We start from the raw sequence: 20,679 nt of genomic DNA on the forward strand, positions 1-20,679 counted from the left end.
CCCCCTAGTGGGGCGTTTTGCTATCTGTCACTTTTGTCTGCCTCTTTATGCCTGGAGCGGGTTATGAATGTCCCTCGTGAAACCATCGCAGCCGTCGCCACCGCCCAGGGGCGTGGTGGTGTGGGCATCGTGCGTATTTCCGGACCGCTGGCCTGCGCTGCCGCCAAGGCCATCAGCGGCCGTGAGCTGAAACCGCGTTACGCCCATTACGGGCCATTTTTCAGCGATCGGGACGAAGTCCTGGATGAGGGGATCGCCCTGTATTTCCCGGGGCCGAACTCCTTTACCGGTGAAGACGTGCTGGAACTTCAGGGCCACGGCGGCCCGATCGTCCTGGATATGTTGTTGCAGCGTTGCCTGCAGCTGGGATGCCGCCTAGCCCGGCCGGGGGAATTCAGCGAGCGCGCGTTCCTCAACGACAAGCTCGACCTGGCCCAGGCCGAAGCCATCGCCGACCTGATCGAAGCCAGTTCCGCACAGGCCGCGCGCAATGCCTTGCGCTCTTTGCAGGGGGCATTCTCCAAGCGTGTGCATAACCTGACCGAGCAATTGATCGCGCTGCGCATCTACGTCGAGGCGGCCATTGATTTTCCCGAGGAAGAAATCGACTTCCTGGCCGATGGCCACGTCCTGCAGATGCTCGACGCGGTGCGCGACGAGTTATCCACCGTGGTCCGCGAAGCCGGCCAGGGCGCCTTGCTGCGTGATGGCATGACTGTGGTTATCGCTGGCCGACCCAACGCTGGCAAGTCCAGCCTGCTCAATGCCCTCGCCGGACGCGAAGCGGCGATTGTCACCGAGATCGCCGGCACCACCCGGGATGTGCTGCGTGAACATATCCACATCGACGGCATGCCGTTGCACGTTGTGGATACCGCAGGGTTGCGCGATACCGAGGACCAGGTGGAAAAGATCGGCGTGGAACGTGCCCTCAAGGCCATTGGCGAGGCCGATCGTGTACTGCTGGTGGTCGACGCCACGGCCCCGGAAGCGCTGGACCCCTTTGCCTTGTGGCCGGAGTTCCTGGAACAGCGGCCGGATCCGGCGAAAGTCACGCTGATCCGCAACAAGGCCGACCTGACCAGCGAAGCAATCGCCCTGGAGGTCAGCGACGATGGCCACGTGACTATCAGCCTCAGTGCCAAGGCAGGCGGCGAGGGCCTGGAACTGCTGCGTGAGCACCTCAAGGCCTGCATGGGTTACGAACAGACTTCCGAAAGCAGCTTCAGTGCACGCAGGCGTCACCTGGAAGCCCTGCACCACGCCAGCGACGCGCTTGAGCATGGCCGTGCGCAATTGACCCTGGCCGGCGCCGGCGAGCTGCTGGCTGAAGACCTGCGCCAGGCCCAGCAATCCCTGGGAGAAATTACCGGCGCTTTCAGCTCGGACGACCTGCTGGGCCGGATCTTCTCCAGCTTCTGCATCGGCAAATAACCCCATCTCCCTATAGGAGCAACCGTTCGACGGCTTGGTTGCTCGTGATGCTCATGACGGTGTTCCGCCGGCATCACGGGCAAACCCGCTCCTGCAATCCCTCGTACTCCCCATCATTTCCAAGTTTGTCGGGTGCAATTGGGCGCTCCGGCGGATTTCTTGTGGCCGCCATTTGGTCGGACGAGCCTTTTTCTGTGGATTAAGCCCTGTGAATAACTGCCCTTAGGCTCAGTTGATAACAGGGCGTCAAAACTGAGGAAAACCCGCTCTGTGGATAAGCATCACTTTAATCCACAGGCTTACACCGGTTATCCAAGGGCCTCGTTGCTACCTAACCACAGACTTTTGAGTCTCTGTACACATTGAAAACAAAGGGCTGTATAAATCTATCCACAGATAGGTCGGTGCCTAAGAATAAACATAAAAACAAAGATTTAATAAATTTCTTTCTTTTTAATTTCTATTGTCCGTGAGTCATCCACAGCTGGTTAAATTTTGTGCAAAGGGTTCTTTAGGAAGGGCGAAGACCCTATACTTGTCCGTTATCCCAAGAACCCATCCTTTTTTACCCATATAAGCAGGCACGAGGTGCGTGGTGGATTTCCCTTCCCGTTTTGAAGTGATCGTCATCGGCGGCGGTCATGCCGGTACCGAGGCAGCACTTGCATCAGCACGCATGGGGGCAAAAACCCTGTTGCTGACGCACAACGTGGAAACCCTCGGAGCAATGAGCTGCAATCCCGCGATTGGCGGGATCGGTAAAAGTCATCTGGTCAAAGAAATCGACGCCCTCGGCGGCGCGATGGCCATGGCTACCGATAAAGGTGGTATTCAGTTTCGGGTGTTGAACAGCCGTAAAGGCCCAGCCGTGCGTGCTACCCGCGCCCAGGCCGACCGTATTCTGTACAAGGCTGCTGTCCGCGAAATCCTGGAAAACCAGCCGAACCTGTGGATATTTCAACAGGCAGCGGATGACCTGATCGTCGAACAGGACCAGGTCCGCGGCGTCGTGACCCAAATGGGCCTGCGTTTCTTCGCCGAATCCGTGGTGTTGACCACCGGTACCTTCCTCGGCGGACTTATCCACATCGGGTTGCAGAATTATTCCGGCGGCCGTGCCGGTGATCCGCCGTCGATCGCTCTGGCTCGCCGTCTGCGCGAATTGCCTCTGCGTGTCGGCCGCCTGAAAACCGGTACGCCACCGCGCATCGACGGCCGGTCTGTGGATTTCTCGGTGATGACCGAGCAACCGGGCGATACGCCGATCCCGGTCATGTCTTTCCTGGGCAACAAGGAACAGCATCCGCGGCAGGTCAGTTGCTGGATTACTCATACCAATGCGCGGACTCACGAAATCATCGCTGCAAACCTCGACCGTTCGCCGATGTATTCCGATGCCGGCTCGATCGAGGGCATTGGCCCGCGCTACTGCCCGTCGATCGAAGACAAGATCCATCGCTTTGCCGACAAGGAAAGCCATCAGGTCTTCATCGAGCCGGAAGGCCTGACCACTCACGAGCTGTACCCGAACGGGATATCCACAAGCCTGCCGTTCGATGTGCAGCTGCAGATCGTGCAATCGATCCGCGGCATGGAAAACGCGCACATCGTGCGTCCCGGATATGCCATCGAGTACGACTACTTCGATCCGCGCGACCTGAAGTACAGCCTGGAAACCAAAGTGATCGGCGGCCTGTTCTTTGCCGGCCAGATCAACGGCACCACCGGTTACGAAGAAGCCGGCGCCCAGGGTCTGCTCGCCGGTGCCAACGCCGCATTGCGCGCGCAGGGCAAAGACAGCTGGTGCCCGCGTCGCGATGAAGCCTATATCGGTGTGTTGGTCGACGACCTGATTACCCTGGGAACCCAGGAACCATATCGGATGTTCACATCCCGTGCCGAATACCGCCTGATCCTGCGCGAAGACAATGCCGACCTGCGCCTGACCGAAAAAGGTCGGGAACTGGGCCTGGTAGACGATGTCCGTTGGGCCGCCTTCTGCAAAAAACGCGAAGGTATTGCCCTGGAAGAGCAACGCCTGAAAAGCACTTGGGTTCGTCCGGGTACCGAGCAGGGTGATGCGATCGCCGAAAAGTTCGGCACACCGCTGACCCATGAGTACAACTTGCTGAATCTGCTGAGCCGTCCGGAAATCGACTACGCTGGTTTGGTCGAAGTGACTGGGCAGGGCGCAGAAGATCCACAGGTCGCCGAGCAGGTCGAGATCAAGACCAAGTACGCCGGCTACATCGACCGCCAGCAGGATGAAATCGCTCGTCTGCGGGCCAGCGAAGACACCAAGCTGCCTGTGGATATCGACTACAGCAACATTTCCGGTCTCTCGAAAGAGATCCAGAGCAAGCTCGGCGCCACGCGTCCTGAAACCCTGGGCCAGGCCTCACGGATTCCGGGCGTGACCCCTGCAGCGATTTCGCTGTTGATGATTCACTTGAAAAAACGCGGCGCGGGCCGTCAGTTGGAGCAAAGCGCTTGAGTTCGCAGGTCACCTTGCAACATGCAGAAGAGTTATCCACAGGTGCTCGCCAACTCGGTGTCAACCTGACAGAAGCCCAGCACGAGTTGCTGCTGGGTTATCTGGCCCTGTTGATCAAATGGAACAAGGCTTACAACCTGACCGCAGTACGCGATCCGGATGAAATGGTCTCGCGTCATCTGCTCGATAGCCTGAGCGTGATGTCGTTCATCGAAAACGGCCGCTGGCTGGACGTTGGCAGCGGCGGCGGGATGCCGGGCATTCCATTGGCTATCCTGTTTCCGGATTCACAAGTGACCTGTCTGGACAGCAATGGCAAGAAAACCCGCTTCCTGACCCAGGTCAAACTGGAACTGAAACTGGATAACCTGCAAGTTATCCACAGTCGTGTCGAAGCTTTCCAGCCGCAGCAGCCATTCAACGGGATCATTTCCCGGGCATTCAGCAGCATGGAGAACTTCACCAACTGGACTCGCCACCTCGGCGACCGCGATACACGTTGGCTGGCAATGAAGGGCGTTCATCCCGCCGATGAGCTGGTAGCATTGCCGGCGGACTTCCACCTCGATAGCGAACACGCCCTGGCCGTACCCGGTTGCCAAGGCCAACGCCATCTGCTGATACTGCGCCGCACGGCATGATTGGGAACACAAGCAAGAATGGCTAAGGTATTCGCGATAGCGAACCAGAAAGGTGGTGTGGGCAAGACCACCACCTGCATCAACCTCGCAGCATCGCTGGTTGCTACCAAGCGCCGGGTGCTGTTGATCGATCTCGATCCACAGGGCAACGCCACCATGGGTAGCGGTGTGGATAAACATGGCCTGGAAAATTCGGTCTACGACCTGCTGATCGGCGAATGCGATCTGGCCCAGGCCATGCATTACTCAGAACACGGCGGCTATCAACTGCTGCCGGCGAACCGCGACCTGACCGCCGCGGAAGTGGTTCTTCTGGAAATGCAGATGAAGGAAAGCCGTCTGCGCAGTGCCCTGGCGCCGATCCGGGAAAACTACGATTACATTCTGATCGACTGCCCGCCGTCGCTGTCGATGCTCACGCTCAACGCCCTGGTTGCCGCCGATGGGGTCATTATCCCCATGCAGTGCGAGTACTTCGCTCTCGAAGGGCTGAGCGACCTTGTGGATAACATCAAGCGCATCTCCGAATTGCTCAATCCGAACCTCAAGGTTGAAGGCTTGCTGCGGACCATGTACGACCCGCGCCTGAGCCTGATGAACGATGTTTCCGCGCAACTCAAGGAACACTTCGGCGATCAGCTGTATGACACAGTGATCCCACGCAACATCCGTCTGGCGGAAGCTCCCAGTTATGGCATGCCGGCGTTGGTCTACGACAAACAGTCCCGCGGTGCCACCGCCTATCTGGCCCTTGCTGGCGAGATGGTTCGTCGGCAACGGAAAAATTCACGCGCAGCCGCTGCCCAGCCAACTTAAGGAATCCCCATGGCCGTCAAGAAACGAGGTCTCGGACGTGGACTGGATGCACTGTTGAGTGGTCCGACTGTCAGCTCGCTGGAAGAACAAGCAGTTCAAGCCGATGTGCGTGAGCTGCAACATTTGCCCTTGGACCTGATCCAGCGCGGCAAGTATCAGCCGCGTCGGGACATGGACCCTCAGGCACTGGAAGAATTGGCGAGCTCGATCAAGACTCAGGGCGTAATGCAGCCAATCGTGGTGCGTCCGATCGGTTCCGGCCGTTTTGAAATCATCGCCGGCGAGCGTCGCTGGCGCGCCAGCCAGCAGGCGGGCCAGGAAACCATTCCGGCGATGGTCCGCGATGTGCCCGACGAAACCGCCATCGCCATGGCGCTGATCGAGAATATCCAGCGCGAAGATCTCAATCCCATTGAGGAAGCGGTTGCCCTGCAGCGCCTGCAGCAGGAATTCCAGCTGACTCAGCAGCAGGTTGCCGAGGCTGTGGGTAAGTCCCGCGTCACCGTAGCCAACTTGCTGCGCCTGATCGCTTTGCCTGAAGTGATCAAGACCATGCTGTCCCACGGCGACCTGGAAATGGGTCATGCCCGTGCCTTGCTGGGTTTGCCGGAAAATCAACAGGTTGAAGGGGCGCGACACGTTGTCGCACGCGGCCTCACCGTACGCCAGACCGAAGCCCTGGTTCGCCAGTGGTTGAGTGGCAAACAGCAGCCTGTCGAACCTGTAAAACCCGACCCGGATATCGCGCGCCTGGAGCAACGCCTGGCCGAGCGCCTAGGCTCTGCGGTGCAGATTCGTCACGGAAAGAAAGGGAAAGGTCAGTTGGTGATCGGGTATAACTCCCTCGATGAGCTTCAAGGCGTCCTTGCACACATCCGCTGAAACATTTCCTCATGTAGCGTGCAGTCGGAAATCACTACCCGGCAGTTGAATAGGGGCTGAACCGCCCCTATACTCTGCGCGCATTTTGTCGGCACAAATTATGCCAAGTTATTGAATTCTGGCAGCCGACCCATGAGGAGCAAGAGTGATGGAAACCCGCACGCCAAACCGCCTGCCGTTCCATCGCTTGGCGGTTTTCCCGGTTTTATTGGCTCAATTGGTCGTTTTATTGCTGGCCGCCTTGGCGCTCTGGCATTGGCATGGAGTCGTAGCCGGATACTCAGGCCTTTGTGGGGGACTGATAGCCTTGCTCCCCAATGTGTATTTCGCTCATAGGGCATTTCGGTTTTCCGGCGCCCGAGCAGCTCAAGCCATCGTCCGGTCTTTTTATGCCGGCGAGGCGGGCAAACTGATTTTGACGGCAGTGCTCTTTGCATTGACGTTCGCAGGTGTGAAGCCATTGGCGCCGCTAGCTGTATTCGGCGTCTTCGTGCTGACCCAACTGGTCAGCTGGTTCGCTCCCCTGCTTATGAGAACAAGACTTTCGAGACCTTAGGGCGTTTGAGGCAACCATGGCAGAAACAACCGCTTCGGGCTATATCCAGCACCACTTGCAGAACCTGACCTTCGGTCAGCTACCTAATGGCGGCTGGGGCTTTGCCCACACCGCAGCAGAAGCCAAAGAAATGGGCTTCTGGGCATTCCACGTCGATACTCTTGGCTGGTCTGTGGCGTTGGGTCTGATCTTCGTTCTTCTTTTCCGCATGGCGGCCAAGAAGGCAACTTCCGGTCAGCCAGGTGCTTTGCAGAACTTCGTTGAAGTATTGGTCCAGTTCGTCGATGGCAGCGTGAAAGACAGCTTCCATGGCCGTAGCCCAGTGATTGCACCGCTGGCACTGACCATCTTCGTCTGGGTGTTCCTGATGAACGCCATCGACCTGATCCCGGTCGACTGGATTCCTCAACTGGCCATCCTGATCTCCGGCGATTCGCACATTCCTTTCCGTGCCGTGTCGACTACCGACCCGAACGCCACGCTGGCCATGGCCTTCTCGGTGTTTGCACTGATCATTTTCTACAGCATCAAGATCAAGGGCATCGGCGGCTTCATCGGCGAACTGACCCTGCACCCGTTCGGCAGCAAGAACATCTTTGTTCAAGCGCTGCTGATTCCGGTGAACTTCCTGCTTGAATTCGTGACGCTGATCGCCAAGCCAATCTCTCTGGCACTTCGTCTGTTCGGCAACATGTACGCTGGCGAACTGGTGTTCATCCTGATCGCCGTGATGTTCGGCAGCGGCCTGCTCTGGCTCAGCGGCCTGGGCGTGGTGCTGCAATGGGCGTGGGCTGTGTTCCACATCCTGATCATCACCCTGCAAGCGTTTATCTTCATGATGCTGACCATCGTCTACCTGTCGATGGCGCACGAAGAGAACCATTAAGACCGGTCTCGACCAGTCTGATGTCCCTCCCGGTCAAACGGGAGGGGGCCCGTCTAGGGCACGATGAAACGATTTGTTTTACCGCTTTAATCTAAAAAACCTAAACCATACGACGTAAAAGTCGGGAGGAAAGATGGAAACTGTAGTTGGTCTAACCGCTATCGCTGTTGCACTGTTGATCGGCCTGGGCGCACTGGGTACCGCAATTGGTTTCGGCCTGTTGGGCGGCAAGTTCCTGGAAGGCGCTGCGCGTCAGCCAGAAATGGTTCCAATGCTGCAAGTTAAAATGTTCATCGTTGCCGGCCTGCTCGACGCCGTGACCATGATCGGCGTTGGTATCGCTCTGTTCTTCACCTTCGCGAACCCCTTCGTTGGTCAACTCGCTGGCTAATCACTCGAATTTTCGAGTTGATTGGTGTGATGGACAACGAACGAGCGAGGTGTTGGCGTGAACATTAATGCAACCCTGATTGGCCAGTCCGTTGCGTTCTTCATTTTTGTACTGTTTTGCATGAAGTTCGTGTGGCCTCCGGTCATCGCGGCTTTGCACGAACGTCAGAAGAAGATCGCGGATGGACTGGACGCTGCCAGCCGAGCAGCTCGCGACCTGGAACTGGCCCAAGAGAAAGCGGGTCAGCAACTGCGCGAAGCAAAAGCTCAGGCAGCCGAAATCATTGAGCAAGCCAAGAAACGCGGTAACCAGATCGTCGAAGAGGCTGTTGAAAAAGCCCGTGTCGACGCTGACCGTGTGAAGGTTCAGGCTCAGGCCGAGATCGAGCAGGAACTGAACAGTGTCAAAGACGCGCTGCGTGCCCAACTGGGTGTGCTGGCCGTTGGCGGCGCCGAGAAGATCCTGGGTGCCACAATCGATCAAAACGCGCACGCGGAGCTGGTTAACAAACTGGCTGCTGAAATTTAAGCGAGGGCGATCATGGCAGAACTGACCACGTTGGCCCGACCTTACGCTAAGGCGGCCTTCGAGCACGCTCAGGCCCACCAGCAGCTGGCCTCTTGGTCAGCCATGCTCGGCCTGGCTGCAGCAGTGTCGCAAGACGACACCATGCGGCGCGTGCTCAAGGCCCCGCGACTGACGAGCGCAGACAAGGCCGCCACGTTTATCGACGTGTGCGGCGACAAGTTCGATGCCAAGGCACAGAATTTCATCCACGTCGTTGCCGAAAACGACCGTCTCCTGCTTCTGCCGGAGATCGCCGCCCTGTTCGACCTGTACAAGGCCGAGCAAGAGAAGTCGGTAGATGTGGAAGTCACCAGTGCTTTTGCGTTGAACCAAGAACAGCAAGACAAACTCGCCAAGGTTCTCAGTGCACGACTCGACCGGGAAGTGCGCCTGCAAGTTGCGGAGGACGCTGCCCTGATTGGTGGTGTCGTCATCCGCACCGGCGACCTGGTTATCGATGGCTCGATTCGCGGCAAAATCGCGAAACTTGCCGAAGCATTGAAATCTTGAGTTTGAAGGGGCAGCAGAGCAATGCAGCAACTCAATCCTTCCGAAATAAGTGAAATTATCAAGGGCCGCATCGAAAAGCTCGATGTGACCTCCCAAGCCCGTAACGAAGGCACTGTCGTCAGCGTTTCTGACGGTATCGTGCGGATTCACGGTCTGGCCGACGTCATGTACGGCGAGATGATCGAGTTTCCGGGCGGTGTCTACGGTATGGCACTCAACCTCGAGCAAGACTCCGTAGGTGCCGTTGTACTGGGCGCATACACGACTCTGGCTGAAGGCATGAGCGCCAAGTGCACCGGCCGCATCCTCGAAGTTCCGGTTGGTAAGGAACTGCTGGGTCGCGTAGTCGACGCACTGGGTAACCCAGTTGACGGCAAAGGTCCGCTGAACAACACCGAGACCGACGCGGTCGAGAAAGTTGCTCCAGGCGTGATCTGGCGTAAGTCGGTAGACCAGCCTGTACAGACTGGCTACAAGGCTGTCGATGCCATGATCCCTGTCGGCCGTGGCCAGCGTGAGCTGATCATCGGGGACCGTCAGATCGGTAAGACCGCTCTGGCGATCGACGCGATCATCAACCAGAAAGACAGCGGCATCTTCTGTGTATACGTGGCTATCGGTCAGAAACAATCGACCATCGCCAACGTTGTTCGCAAGCTGGAAGAAAACGGCGCTCTGGCCAACACCATCATCGTGGCTGCCAGTGCTTCCGAATCCGCAGCCCTGCAATTCCTGGCACCGTACTCCGGTTGCACCATGGGCGAATTCTTCCGCGATCGCGGTGAAGACGCGCTGATCGTTTATGACGATCTGTCCAAGCAAGCAGTGGCTTACCGCCAGATTTCCCTGCTGCTGCGCCGTCCACCAGGCCGTGAAGCTTACCCAGGCGACGTGTTCTATCTCCACTCCCGTCTGCTGGAGCGCGCATCCCGCGTTTCGGAAGAGTACGTAGAGAAGTTCACCAACGGCGCGGTAACTGGCAAGACCGGTTCCCTGACCGCACTGCCGATCATCGAAACCCAGGCTGGCGACGTTTCCGCGTTCGTTCCGACCAACGTGATTTCCATCACCGACGGTCAGATCTTCCTGGAATCGGCCATGTTCAACTCCGGCATCCGCCCGGCAGTGAACGCCGGTGTTTCGGTATCCCGTGTAGGTGGTGCCGCTCAGACCAAGATCATCAAGAAGCTGTCCGGTGGTATCCGTACCGCCCTGGCTCAGTACCGTGAACTGGCGGCATTCGCTCAGTTCGCTTCTGACCTGGACGAAGCGACCCGTAAGCAACTTGAACACGGTCAGCGCGTTACCGAGCTGATGAAGCAGAAGCAATACGCGCCTATGTCCATCGCTGACATGTCGCTGTCGCTGTATGCCGCTGAACGTGGGTTCCTGACTGACGTCGAAATCGCCAAGATCGGTAGCTTCGAACAAGCGCTGATTGCTTACTTCAACCGCGATCACGCCGATTTGATGGCGAAGATCAACGTGAAGGGTGACTTCAATGACGAAATCGACGCTGGCCTGAAAGCCGGTATCGAGAAGTTCAAGGCCACCCAAACCTGGTAAGCCGCAGCGGGGGCCGCGAGGCTCCCGCTTGCTAACCTGATAGGTGTTACATGGCAGGCGCAAAAGAGATTCGCAGTAAGATTGCGAGCATCAAAAGCACGCAAAAGATTACCAGCGCCATGGAAAAAGTGGCGGTCAGCAAAATGCGCAAGGCACAAATGCGCATGGCTGCTAGCCGTCCTTACGCGGAGCGCATCCGCCAGGTTATTGGTCATCTGGCCAACGCCAACCCGGAATATCGCCACCCGTTCATGATCGACCGCGCAATCAAGCGCGTCGGTTATATCGTGGTGAGCAGTGACCGTGGTCTGTGCGGTGGTTTGAATACCAACCTGTTCAAGGCTTTGGTCAAGGACATGGCGGTAAACCGCGAAAATGGCGTCGAGATCGATCTATGCGTGGTTGGCAGCAAAGGTGCGGCTTTCTTCCGTAACTTCGGCGGTAACGTCGTCGCTGCAATCAGCCACCTGGGCGAAGAGCCGTCGATCAATGATCTGATCGGCAGCGTCAAGGTGATGCTGGATGCCTACCTGGATGGCCGGATTGACCGCCTGTCCGTGGTGTCCAACAAGTTCATCAACACCATGACGCAACAGCCTACGGTGGAGCAGTTGATTCCGCTGGTGGCAACCCCGGATCAAGAACTCAAGCACCACTGGGACTATCTCTACGAACCGGATGCCAAAGAGCTGCTTGACGGCCTGATGGTTCGCTACGTGGAGTCGCAGGTCTACCAGGCGGTGGTCGAGAACAACGCGGCTGAACAAGCTGCGCGGATGATCGCGATGAAGAACGCTACCGACAACGCCGGTGATTTGATCAGCGATTTGCAGCTGATCTACAACAAGGCGCGTCAGGCTGCGATCACCCAAGAGATCTCGGAAATCGTCGGCGGCGCTGCCGCGGTTTAACGGTTCAAATATTCAGAGGATCCAGCTATGAGTAGCGGACGTATCGTTCAAATCATCGGCGCCGTTATCGACGTGGAATTTCCACGCGACAGCGTACCGAGCATCTACGACGCCTTGAAGGTTCAAGGCGCCGAAACCACTCTGGAAGTTCAGCAGCAGCTGGGCGACGGCGTGGTACGTACCATTGCGATGGGCTCCACCGAGGGCTTGAAGCGCGGTCTGGACGTCAACAACACTGGCGCAGCCATCTCCGTACCGGTCGGTAAAGCGACCCTGGGCCGGATCATGGACGTACTGGGCAACCCGATCGACGAAGCTGGCCCTATCGGCGAAGAAGAGCGTTGGGGCATTCACCGTCCTGCGCCGTCCTTCGCTGAACAAGCTGGCGGCAACGACCTCCTGGAAACCGGCATCAAGGTTATCGACCTGGTTTGCCCGTTCGCCAAGGGCGGTAAAGTCGGTCTGTTCGGTGGTGCCGGTGTGGGCAAAACCGTAAACATGATGGAACTGATCCGTAACATCGCCATCGAGCACAGCGGTTATTCCGTGTTCGCCGGTGTGGGTGAGCGTACTCGTGAGGGTAACGACTTCTACCACGAGATGAAGGATTCCAACGTTCTGGACAAAGTGGCACTGGTATACGGCCAGATGAACGAGCCGCCGGGAAACCGTCTGCGCGTAGCTCTGACCGGCCTGACCATGGCCGAGAAGTTCCGTGACGAAGGTAACGACGTTCTGCTGTTCGTCGACAACATCTATCGTTACACCCTGGCCGGTACCGAAGTATCCGCACTGCTGGGCCGTATGCCTTCCGCAGTAGGTTACCAGCCGACCCTGGCTGAAGAGATGGGCGTTCTGCAAGAACGTATCACTTCGACCAAGCAAGGCTCGATCACCTCGATCCAAGCGGTATACGTACCTGCGGACGACTTGACCGACCCGTCGCCAGCGACCACCTTCGCCCACTTGGACGCCACCGTCGTACTGTCCCGTGACATCGCTTCCCTGGGTATCTACCCAGCGGTAGATCCACTGGACTCGACTTCCCGTCAGCTGGACCCGAACGTGATCGGCAACGAGCACTATGAAACCGCTCGCGGCGTTCAGTACGTGCTGCAGCGCTACAAAGAGCTGAAGGACATCATTGCGATCCTGGGTATGGACGAACTGTCCGAAGCCGACAAGCAACTGGTATCCCGCGCTCGTAAGATCCAGCGCTTCCTGTCGCAGCCGTTCTTCGTGGCTGAAGTCTTCACTGGTTCTCCAGGCAAATACGTTTCCCTGAAAGACACCATCGCTGGCTTCAAAGGCATCCTCAACGGTGACTACGACCACCTGCCAGAACAAGCGTTCTACATGGTCGGCGGCATCGAAGAAGCGATCGAGAAAGCCAAGAAACTGTAATCCCGGCGCCCGGCAACGGGCGCTAATTTAGGTTGAGGCAAGCAGATGGCTATGACAGTCCATTGCGATATCGTCAGCGCGGAAGGGGAAATCTTCTCCGGTCTGGTCGAGATGGTGATCGCACACGGCGAGCTCGGGGATCTTGGTATCGCCCTGGGTCACGCTCCGCTGATCACTAATCTGAAACCAGGTCCGATCCGCTTGATCAAGCAGGGCGGGGAAACCGAGGTGTTCTACATCTCTGGTGGTTTCCTCGAGGTTCAGCCGAACATGGTCAAGGTTCTTGCCGACACCGTGCAGCGTGCTGCCGACCTGGACGAAGCCTCCGCTCAGGAAGCCGTCAAGGCTGCTGAGAAGGCCCTGAATGAAAAAGGCGCAGATTTCGACTACGGTTCTGCTGCTGCACGTCTGGCCGAGGCCGCAGCCCAGCTGCGCACCGTCCAGCAGATCCGCAAGAAGTTCGGCGGCTAAGCCGCGGGATTTCCGCGTGATTGATTAAAAAGGGTAGCCTCGGCTACCCTTTTTCTTTTTTTGCAATTCACCTCATGGTCGCAGTCGCTGACCCTCCAGGATTGGTAGCCAGTCATGTCTCTCGAAATCGTTATTCTCGCTGCCGGTCAAGGCACCCGCATGCGTTCCTCGTTGCCAAAGGTGCTGCACCCGGTGGCGGGCAACTCCATGCTTGGTCATGTTATCCACAGCGCCCGGCAACTCGATCCACAACGCATCCATGTCGTTATCGGTCACGGTGCCGATGCGGTGCGTGAGCGCTTGGCGGCGGACGACCTGAATTTCGTGCTGCAGGACAAGCAATTGGGTACCGGTCACGCCACCGCCCAGGCGGTGCCGTTCATTACCGCCGACACTGTGTTGATTCTCTACGGTGACGTGCCGCTGATCGAAGTCGAAACCCTGCAGCGCTTGCTCAAGCACGTTGTTCCCGGGCAAATGGGATTGCTGACCGTGGAGCTGGACGACCCGACCGGGTATGGCCGGATCGTTCGCGATGCCGACGGCAGGGTCGCAGCCATTGTCGAGCACAAGGACGCCAGCGAAGCGCAACGCGCTATCACCGAAGGCAACACTGGCATCCTTGCCGTGCCGGCGAATCGCCTTGCCGACTGGATGAGTCGTCTGTCGAATAACAACGCCCAGGGCGAGTATTACCTGACTGATGTGATCGAGATAGCGGTCAGCGATGGTCTGTTGGTGGCCACCGAGCAACCGCACGATCCGATGGAAGTGCAGGGCGCCAACGATCGCAAGCAGCTGTCCGAGCTGGAGCGTCATTACCAGTTGCGCGAAGGTCGGCGCCTGATGGCTCAGGGCGTGACCCTGCGCGACCCGGCACGTTTCGATGTGCGCGGTGAAGTGACGGTGGGCCGCGACGTGCTGATCGACATCAACGTGATTCTCGAAGGCCGCGTGGTCATCGAGGACGACGTGGTGATCGGCCCGAACTGCGTGATCAAGGACAGCACCCTGCGTAAGGGCGTGGTGATCAAGGCCAACAGCCATATCGAAGGTGCGGTACTGGGTGAAGGCAGCGATGCCGGTCCGTTCGCCCGCCTGCGCCAGGGCACTGTTCTCGAAGCCCGTGCTCATGTGGGTAACTTTGTCGAGTTGAAGAACGCACGCATGGGCGAGGGCGCCAAGGCAGGACACCTGGCCTACCTGGGCGATGCCGAGATCGGTGCGCGCAGCAACATCGGCGCCGGCACCATTACCTGCAACTACGATGGCGCCAACAAGCATCGGACGGTGCTGGGCGAAGACGTCTTCATCGGTTCCAACAACTCGTTGGTGGCACCTGTGGATATCCAGGATGGCGCGACCACCGCGGCCGGTTCCACCATCAACCAGACTGTGGAAAAAGCCCAGCTGGCCGTGGCCCGCGCCCGACAGAAGAATATCGACGGCTGGAAACGCCCGGTGAAAATCAAGAAGAGCTGAGTTATCCACAGCCGAGGCAAGGTCGGTGCTGTTCGTTCTGCCTATGGTGAGCAAACTCGCGGCTACAGGATTGATACCCATCCTTCTGTGGCCGCGAAGCGTCATCCCTGTGGATAATTCCTTCAGGCTGTTATCCACAGCATTTTTTCATTTCCCTCGCTTGACGAATTTCCGGCAATAGGTTTTGATTGCTTCCGTTATCTTTCGAATCGAAACTTAAGTGCTCATGTCGAAACGCAATACGCCCCAGCGCCGTCACAACATTCTGGCCTTGCTCAATGAACAGGGCGAGGTGAGCGTGGATGAGCTGGCTAAACGCTTCGAAACTTCGGAAGTTACGATCCGCAAGGACCTGGCGGCCCTGGAGAGCAACGGCTTGTTGCTGCGGCGCTACGGCGGCGCGATCACTATGCCGCAGGAACTGGTCGGCGATATGGGCCAGCCAGTCTCCCCCTATAAACAAGCCATCGCCCGCGCGGCGGTTGCGCGGATTCGCGAACACGCCCGCATCATCATCGACAGTGGCAGTACCACCGCGGCCATGATTCCCGAACTCGGCCAGCAGCCGGGCCTGGTGGTCATGACCAACTCGCTGCACGTGGCCAATGCCCTGAGCGAACTGGAGCACGAGCCGGTGCTATTGATGACCGGCGGTACCTGGGACCCTCACTCCGAGTCGTTCCAGGGGCAGGTCGCCGAGCAGGTATTGCGTTCCTACGACTTCGACCAGCTGTTTATCGGTGCCGACGGCATCGACCTGGTGCGCGGGACCACCACCTTCAACGAGTTGCTCGGCCTGAGCCGGGTGATGGCCGAGGTGGCGCGGGAAGTCGTGGTGATGGTCGAGGCCGACAAGATCGGCCGCAAGATTCCCAACCTGGAGCTGCCCTGGAGCAGCGTCCATACCCTTATTACCGATGATCGCCTGCCTGCAGAGGCCCGCGACCAGATTCAAGCCCGCGGCATCACGCTGATTTGCGCGGCAGTCATCTAGGAGAGAAACCATGTGTGGAATTGTTGGCGCCGTTGCTGAACGGAATATCACGGCCATCCTGCTCGAAGGCCTCAAGCGTCTCGAATACCGCGGCTACGACAGCGCCGGGGTGGCGGTCCTGACCAACGATGGCAAGCTCGAGCGCCTGCGTCGTCCGGGCAAGGTCAGCGAGCTGGAACAGGCCCTGGCCGGCGAGCCGCTGGTCGGTCGCCTGGGCATCGCCCACACCCGCTGGGCCACTCACGGCGCGCCATGCGAGCGTAACGCCCACCCGCATTTCTCCGGCGACCTGGCGGTGGTGCACAACGGCATCATCGAGAACCATGAAGTCCTGCGCGAGCAACTCAAGGGCCTGGGTTACGTGTTCACCTCGGACACCGACACCGAGGTCATCGCCCACCTGCTGGAGCACAAACTCAAGGACCTGGGCGACCTGACCGTGGCCCTGAAAGCCACCGTCAAGGAACTGCATGGCGCCTATGGCCTGGCCGTGATCAGCGCCAGCCAGCCGGGCCGCCTGGTCGCCGCCCGCAGTGGCAGTCCGCTGGTGATCGGCCTGGGCCTGGGGGAAAACTTCCTGGCTTCCGACCAACTGGCCCTGCGTCAGGTAACCGATCGCTTCATGTACCTGGAAGAGGGCGATATCGCCGAGATTCGCCGCGACAGCGTGCAGATCTGGGATGTCGACGGCAAAGCGGTCGAGCGTGAAGCCGTGCAATACCGTGATGGCGCCGAGGCCGCCGAGAAAGGCGAGTTCCGCCACTTCATGCTCAAGGAAATCCACGAGCAGCCAGCCGTGGTGCAACGCACCCTCGAAGGCCGCCTGAGCCCGAACCAGGTGCTGGTCCAGGCTTTCGGCCCGCAGGCCGCCGAGCTGTTCGCCAAGGTGCGCAACGTGCAGATCGTCGCCTGCGGCACCAGCTACCACGCCGGCATGGTTGCCCGTTACTGGCTGGAAGAACTGGCCGGGATTCCGTGCCAGGTCGAAGTGGCCAGCGAGTTCCGCTACCGCAAGGTGGTGGTGCAGCCGGATACCCTGTTCGTGACCATTTCCCAGTCCGGCGAAACCGCCGACACCCTGGCCGCGCTGCGGAATGCCAAGGAGCTGGGTTTCCTCGCCAGCCTGGCGATCTGCAACGTCGGTATCAGCTCGCTGGTGCGTGAGTCCGACCTGACCCTGCTGACCCAGGCCGGTCGCGAAATCGGCGTGGCATCGACCAAAGCCTTTACCACCCAGCTGGTTGGCCTGCTGTTGCTGACCCTGTCCCTGGGTCAGGTCCGCGGCACCCTGGGCGAAGGCGTCGAAGCCACCCTGGTGGAAGAACTGCGGCGCTTGCCGACCCGCCTGGGCGAAGCCCTGGCGATGGACAGCACGGTGGAAAAAATCGCCGAGCTGTTCGCCGAGAAGCACCACACCCTGTTCCTCGGTCGTGGCGCACAGTTCCCGGTGGCGATGGAAGGGGCACTCAAACTCAAGGAAATCTCCTACATCCACGCCGAAGCCTACCCGGCCGGCGAGCTCAAGCACGGTCCGCTGGCCCTTGTGGATAACGACATGCCCGTCGTCACCGTGGCGCCGAACAACGAGTTGCTGGAGAAGCTCAAGTCCAACCTGCAGGAAGTCCGCGCCCGTGGCGGCGAGCTGATCGTCTTTGCCGACGAGCAGGCCGGCATGACCAACGGCGAGGGCACGCATGTTATCCACATGCCGCATATCCACGACATCCTGTCGCCGATCCTCTACACCATCCCGCTGCAGCTGCTGTCGTATTACGTGGCGGTGCTCAAGGGCACTGACGTCGACCAGCCGCGCAACCTGGCCAAGTCCGTCACGGTGGAGTGAGTTATCCACAAGCCGGCTGCATTGATGGCTGCGCGGAATAAAGATTGACACAAAAGAATAAAGTTTGACACAACGTGTAAACCCCCATATCTACGTAATGCTGTTCACTTAAGGAAGCTCCGATCAACTTGCCGCTCGGTTGCTGCAAGTTGATCGGAGCTTCCCTAAGTAATAAAAACTGTCGCAGCTTGGAGATCCGCTTGGATCTCCAAGCTCTATAACTTCCGCTGACGCTCGTCACCCATCGTCGCTAGTTTGGGACTCATTCCTCACGTACTCATTACATGCTATTGCGCATCTAGAATGCCGCCATACGCGGGCCGCAGATGCTTCATGAAAAAGGACGTCTGGCTCGCCTTTATCGATTGATGAAAAAGGACATTCCCGATATCAATTCTGCGCATATGTTGCTGTTGACTCTGTTTGCCAGCCATCACCAGAAGATGGTGTTGGTGGACTATGAAGACACCGCAAACGCGGTTGGCTTTGTGCACCGCAATTACTGGGATACCAGCGCGTTCAGTTCCTGTAGCCACTCCTTCTTAGAATGAGCGTTTTATGCATGCTGCTTTCAACGCCCTCGCTACAATATGATCGATTAGCCGTTACCCCAGTTGTTATCCTGAGTGAGCTGGCGAGCCTGTCTTTTGAAATTTGAAGTAAAAGGGTTCTACTCCGCTGTGCGATGAATTGCTCCTCTGATGAGATGATTTATAGGTCAATCAAACTACAGGTTGTCGTTGTCTGCCTGGATAGTTCTTAGAGTGCACAAGAATTAATATGAAGTCGAAATTAAAAGTAAAAGCAGCATTTTCTGGGATTGAAGCAGGTAGTCCCTTTGATCAGGTGGATAGTTTCAGTCATCGTTATGATCGCGGTGGTGTCGGTCTGGTGAACAGCAAGCCATCGTTCACTGCGGATCAAGCGGCGATGCAAATGCTGCGTAGCGGCACGAGTTGGAAGGATAAGGATGGCGACGGAAAAATCAGCCTCAGCTACTCTTTTCTTACTTCAGAGCCGTCTTATTTTAATCCTGCGTGGGGTACTTTCAGCGAGTTCAGTGCGTTGCAAAAAGCTCAGGCCGTGCTAGCACTGCAGTCTTGGTCCGATGTCGCCAATGTCACTTTCATCGACGCGCCCGCCGGGGGCGATGGCCACTTGACGTTTGGCAACTTCAGCACCAGTAATGGCGGCGCCGCGTTCGCTTACTTGCCCTGGGACGGTAATACTGATGGTCAGTCTTGGTACTTGGTCAATGATCGGTATCAGAGTAACTTGGCCCCGGACAACGGTAACTACGGGCGCCAGACCTTGATTCATGAAATTGGTCATACCCTAGGTTTGTCTCATCCAGGCAAATACAATGGCAGCAATTCAACTTATAATAGCGCTGCCTCCTATGCGGAGGACACCCGCGGGTACAGCGTCATGAGTTACTGGAGCGAAAGACATACGCAGCAGAACTTCAGCGAAAATGGTAGTTGGGTATACTCGTCCGCACCGCTAATGGACGACATTGTTGCAATTCAAAAGCTTTACGGCGTCAATTTTAATACCCGCTCCGAAAACACGGTCTACGGTTTTAACTCAAATACCGGGCGTGACTTCTATAATGCGGCCTCATCGGAGTCCCAGGTGGTATTCTCGGTGTGGGATGGTGGTGGTTATGACACCTTGGACTTTTCCGGTTTCAGCCAGAACCAGAGGATCAACCTCAATGAAGGTTCGTTCTCTGATGTGGGTGGGCTGGTGGGAAACGTCTCCATCGTTCGTGGGGTGGTGATTGAAAGCGCCATCGGTGGTTCGGGTGATGATCTATTGATTGGTAATTCCCTTGCTAACATCCTCGAAGGCGGTGCTGGCGATGACTTCATTTATGGCGGTGGCGGCAGAGATTCATTGTGGGGTGGTGCAGGAGCTGACACCTTCGTGTTCGGCCCTGCCAGCGACTCGACGGTGACGGCGCCTGTCTGGATCATGGATTTTGCCAGTGGTGAGGACAAGATCGACCTGTCAGGGATATGGGCATTCTCATCTGCCTACGCAGAGTTGAACTTCGTCAGTAGTTTCACCGGCCGTGCCGGGGACGCCATCCTGACTCACTATCAGGCCACCAATCAGACCAGCCTGATGATCGATCTCACCGGACATCGCATGGTTGATTTTGCAGTGGGCACTGTAGGTCTGGCAGCTAGCACGGATATCGTGGCCTGAATTAAAAGCTGCTTCCTGTCTGAAAGATTGAAAATGATTGAAGATTTCATCACCCAGGGTCAAAAAACCGACGCTCAAGAAGCAACGACCGTTTGATGCTCAGCGGTATCCTGTAAGCATGGCGCGATATACCTGAGCGTTTCGGGCCTTGGTCGACGCTCTATCAACGCTTTCGCAATAGGCGAAATTATTCAGACGTCGTTACTTGTGCTTTGATAAAGGGCTTATGGTGTGCATGGTGGTGCGAATGCCTCAATATTTTACTTCTGAGGTTGTCTTTTTTTCGGTTTTTCGAATGACATTAAATTGTTGTCTTAAAAGTAAACTGGATTGACAAAAAGCGACGGCGGACAAGCTCATCTCAGTTATAGCGTGCACCCACGCATCAGTGCATTTTTTCCGGTACGGCAAAGTTGAACTTTGTTAGAGATTTCACCGGCAGTGCTGGTGAAGCAGTGTTGGTTTACTTCTCTAGGCTCTGTACGAAAAGTGGCTGCGCTCGGTCATGCTGCGTTAAAAACAGGCTCGGAATGCTCATGTAGGCCCCTACACTCCGCTTCCTCGCCTGTTTTTGCCTTGCCTGACCTTCGCTCGCCGACTTTTCGTACAGACCCTAG

General features: G+C 57.5%; 18 protein-coding genes and 2 pseudogenes. All 20 read left to right on the forward strand.

Features of this window, described 5'->3' with window-relative positions; translation table 11 throughout:
- Positions 1–63: 63 nt before the first annotated feature.
- Positions 64–1,434, forward strand: a complete 1,371-nt coding sequence (mnmE, locus tag CRO75_RS20590; RefSeq protein WP_097137763.1) for a tRNA uridine-5-carboxymethylaminomethyl(34) synthesis GTPase MnmE — start codon at positions 64–66, stop codon at positions 1,432–1,434.
- 595 nt (positions 1,435–2,029) lie between these two features.
- On the forward strand, positions 2,030–3,928 hold the full coding sequence (mnmG, locus tag CRO75_RS20600) for a tRNA uridine-5-carboxymethylaminomethyl(34) synthesis enzyme MnmG (protein ID WP_007924490.1): 1,899 nt from the start codon (positions 2,030–2,032) through the stop codon (positions 3,926–3,928).
- Positions 3,925–4,569: a 16S rRNA (guanine(527)-N(7))-methyltransferase RsmG gene (rsmG, locus tag CRO75_RS20605; RefSeq protein WP_097137765.1), complete on the forward strand. Its 645-nt coding sequence runs from the start codon at positions 3,925–3,927 to the stop codon at positions 4,567–4,569. The genes mnmG and rsmG overlap by 4 nt, the downstream gene beginning before the upstream one ends.
- An 18-nt stretch (positions 4,570–4,587) precedes the next feature.
- Positions 4,588–5,385: a ParA family protein gene (locus CRO75_RS20610; RefSeq protein ID WP_097137767.1), complete on the forward strand. Its 798-nt coding sequence runs from the start codon at positions 4,588–4,590 to the stop codon at positions 5,383–5,385.
- A 9-nt stretch (positions 5,386–5,394) separates the two neighbouring features.
- Entirely contained in the window at positions 5,395–6,267 is an 873-nt protein-coding gene (locus CRO75_RS20615) for a ParB/RepB/Spo0J family partition protein (RefSeq protein ID WP_097137769.1), read from the forward strand.
- 148 nt (positions 6,268–6,415) lie between these two features.
- Positions 6,416–6,823: a F0F1 ATP synthase subunit I gene (locus tag CRO75_RS20620; protein WP_037004398.1), complete on the forward strand. Its 408-nt coding sequence runs from the start codon at positions 6,416–6,418 to the stop codon at positions 6,821–6,823.
- 16 nt (positions 6,824–6,839) lie between these two features.
- Complete coding sequence (gene atpB, locus CRO75_RS20625; RefSeq protein ID WP_097137771.1) at positions 6,840–7,709, forward strand: F0F1 ATP synthase subunit A; 870 nt, start codon at positions 6,840–6,842, stop codon at positions 7,707–7,709.
- Between the two features lie 133 nt (positions 7,710–7,842).
- Complete coding sequence (gene atpE / locus CRO75_RS20630) at positions 7,843–8,100, forward strand: F0F1 ATP synthase subunit C (protein ID WP_002555987.1); 258 nt, start codon at positions 7,843–7,845, stop codon at positions 8,098–8,100.
- A gap of 57 nt (positions 8,101–8,157) precedes the next feature.
- Positions 8,158–8,628 (forward strand): F0F1 ATP synthase subunit B, encoded by a 471-nt coding sequence (locus tag CRO75_RS20635; protein WP_007924504.1) that lies wholly within the window; start codon positions 8,158–8,160, stop codon positions 8,626–8,628.
- A gap of 12 nt (positions 8,629–8,640) precedes the next feature.
- On the forward strand, positions 8,641–9,177 hold the full coding sequence (locus tag CRO75_RS20640; protein ID WP_097137773.1) for a F0F1 ATP synthase subunit delta: 537 nt from the start codon (positions 8,641–8,643) through the stop codon (positions 9,175–9,177).
- 21 nt (positions 9,178–9,198) lie between these two features.
- The gene (gene atpA / locus CRO75_RS20645) at positions 9,199–10,743 is read left to right on the forward strand and encodes a F0F1 ATP synthase subunit alpha (protein WP_007924506.1); all 1,545 of its coding nucleotides are present in this window, start codon (positions 9,199–9,201) and stop codon (positions 10,741–10,743) included.
- Between the two features lie 50 nt (positions 10,744–10,793).
- Positions 10,794–11,654 (forward strand): F0F1 ATP synthase subunit gamma, encoded by an 861-nt coding sequence (atpG, locus tag CRO75_RS20650; protein WP_007924507.1) that lies wholly within the window; start codon positions 10,794–10,796, stop codon positions 11,652–11,654.
- Between the two features lie 27 nt (positions 11,655–11,681).
- Entirely contained in the window at positions 11,682–13,058 is a 1,377-nt protein-coding gene (atpD, locus tag CRO75_RS20655; protein WP_007924510.1) for a F0F1 ATP synthase subunit beta, read from the forward strand.
- 45 nt (positions 13,059–13,103) lie between these two features.
- Complete coding sequence (locus CRO75_RS20660) at positions 13,104–13,529, forward strand: F0F1 ATP synthase subunit epsilon (protein ID WP_007924512.1); 426 nt, start codon at positions 13,104–13,106, stop codon at positions 13,527–13,529.
- A 114-nt stretch (positions 13,530–13,643) separates the two neighbouring features.
- Complete coding sequence (gene glmU, locus CRO75_RS20665; RefSeq protein ID WP_097137775.1) at positions 13,644–15,011, forward strand: bifunctional UDP-N-acetylglucosamine diphosphorylase/glucosamine-1-phosphate N-acetyltransferase GlmU; 1,368 nt, start codon at positions 13,644–13,646, stop codon at positions 15,009–15,011.
- Positions 15,012–15,237: 226 nt separating this feature from the next.
- Positions 15,238–16,005, forward strand: a complete 768-nt coding sequence (locus CRO75_RS20670) for a DeoR family transcriptional regulator (protein ID WP_097137777.1) — start codon at positions 15,238–15,240, stop codon at positions 16,003–16,005.
- 10 nt (positions 16,006–16,015) lie between these two features.
- Positions 16,016–17,848 carry a glutamine--fructose-6-phosphate transaminase (isomerizing) gene (glmS, locus tag CRO75_RS20675; RefSeq protein WP_097137778.1) on the forward strand — a complete coding sequence of 611 codons (1,833 nt, stop codon included), beginning with the start codon at positions 16,016–16,018 and terminating at the stop codon, positions 17,846–17,848.
- 341 nt (positions 17,849–18,189) lie between these two features.
- Positions 18,190–18,366 (forward strand): annotated as a pseudogene (locus tag CRO75_RS20680) (hypothetical protein); the annotation flags it as partial.
- Between the two features lie 262 nt (positions 18,367–18,628).
- Entirely contained in the window at positions 18,629–20,062 is a 1,434-nt protein-coding gene (locus CRO75_RS20685) for a serralysin family metalloprotease (RefSeq protein ID WP_097137782.1), read from the forward strand.
- A 33-nt stretch (positions 20,063–20,095) separates the two neighbouring features.
- Positions 20,096–20,250 (forward strand): annotated as a pseudogene (locus CRO75_RS33270) (transposase); the annotation flags it as partial.
- Between the last annotated feature and the right edge of the window lie 429 nt (positions 20,251–20,679).

Source organism: Pseudomonas sp. LAMO17WK12:I10 (assembly GCF_900215185.1).
GTDB classification, from domain to species: domain Bacteria; phylum Pseudomonadota; class Gammaproteobacteria; order Pseudomonadales; family Pseudomonadaceae; genus Aquipseudomonas; species Aquipseudomonas chlororaphis.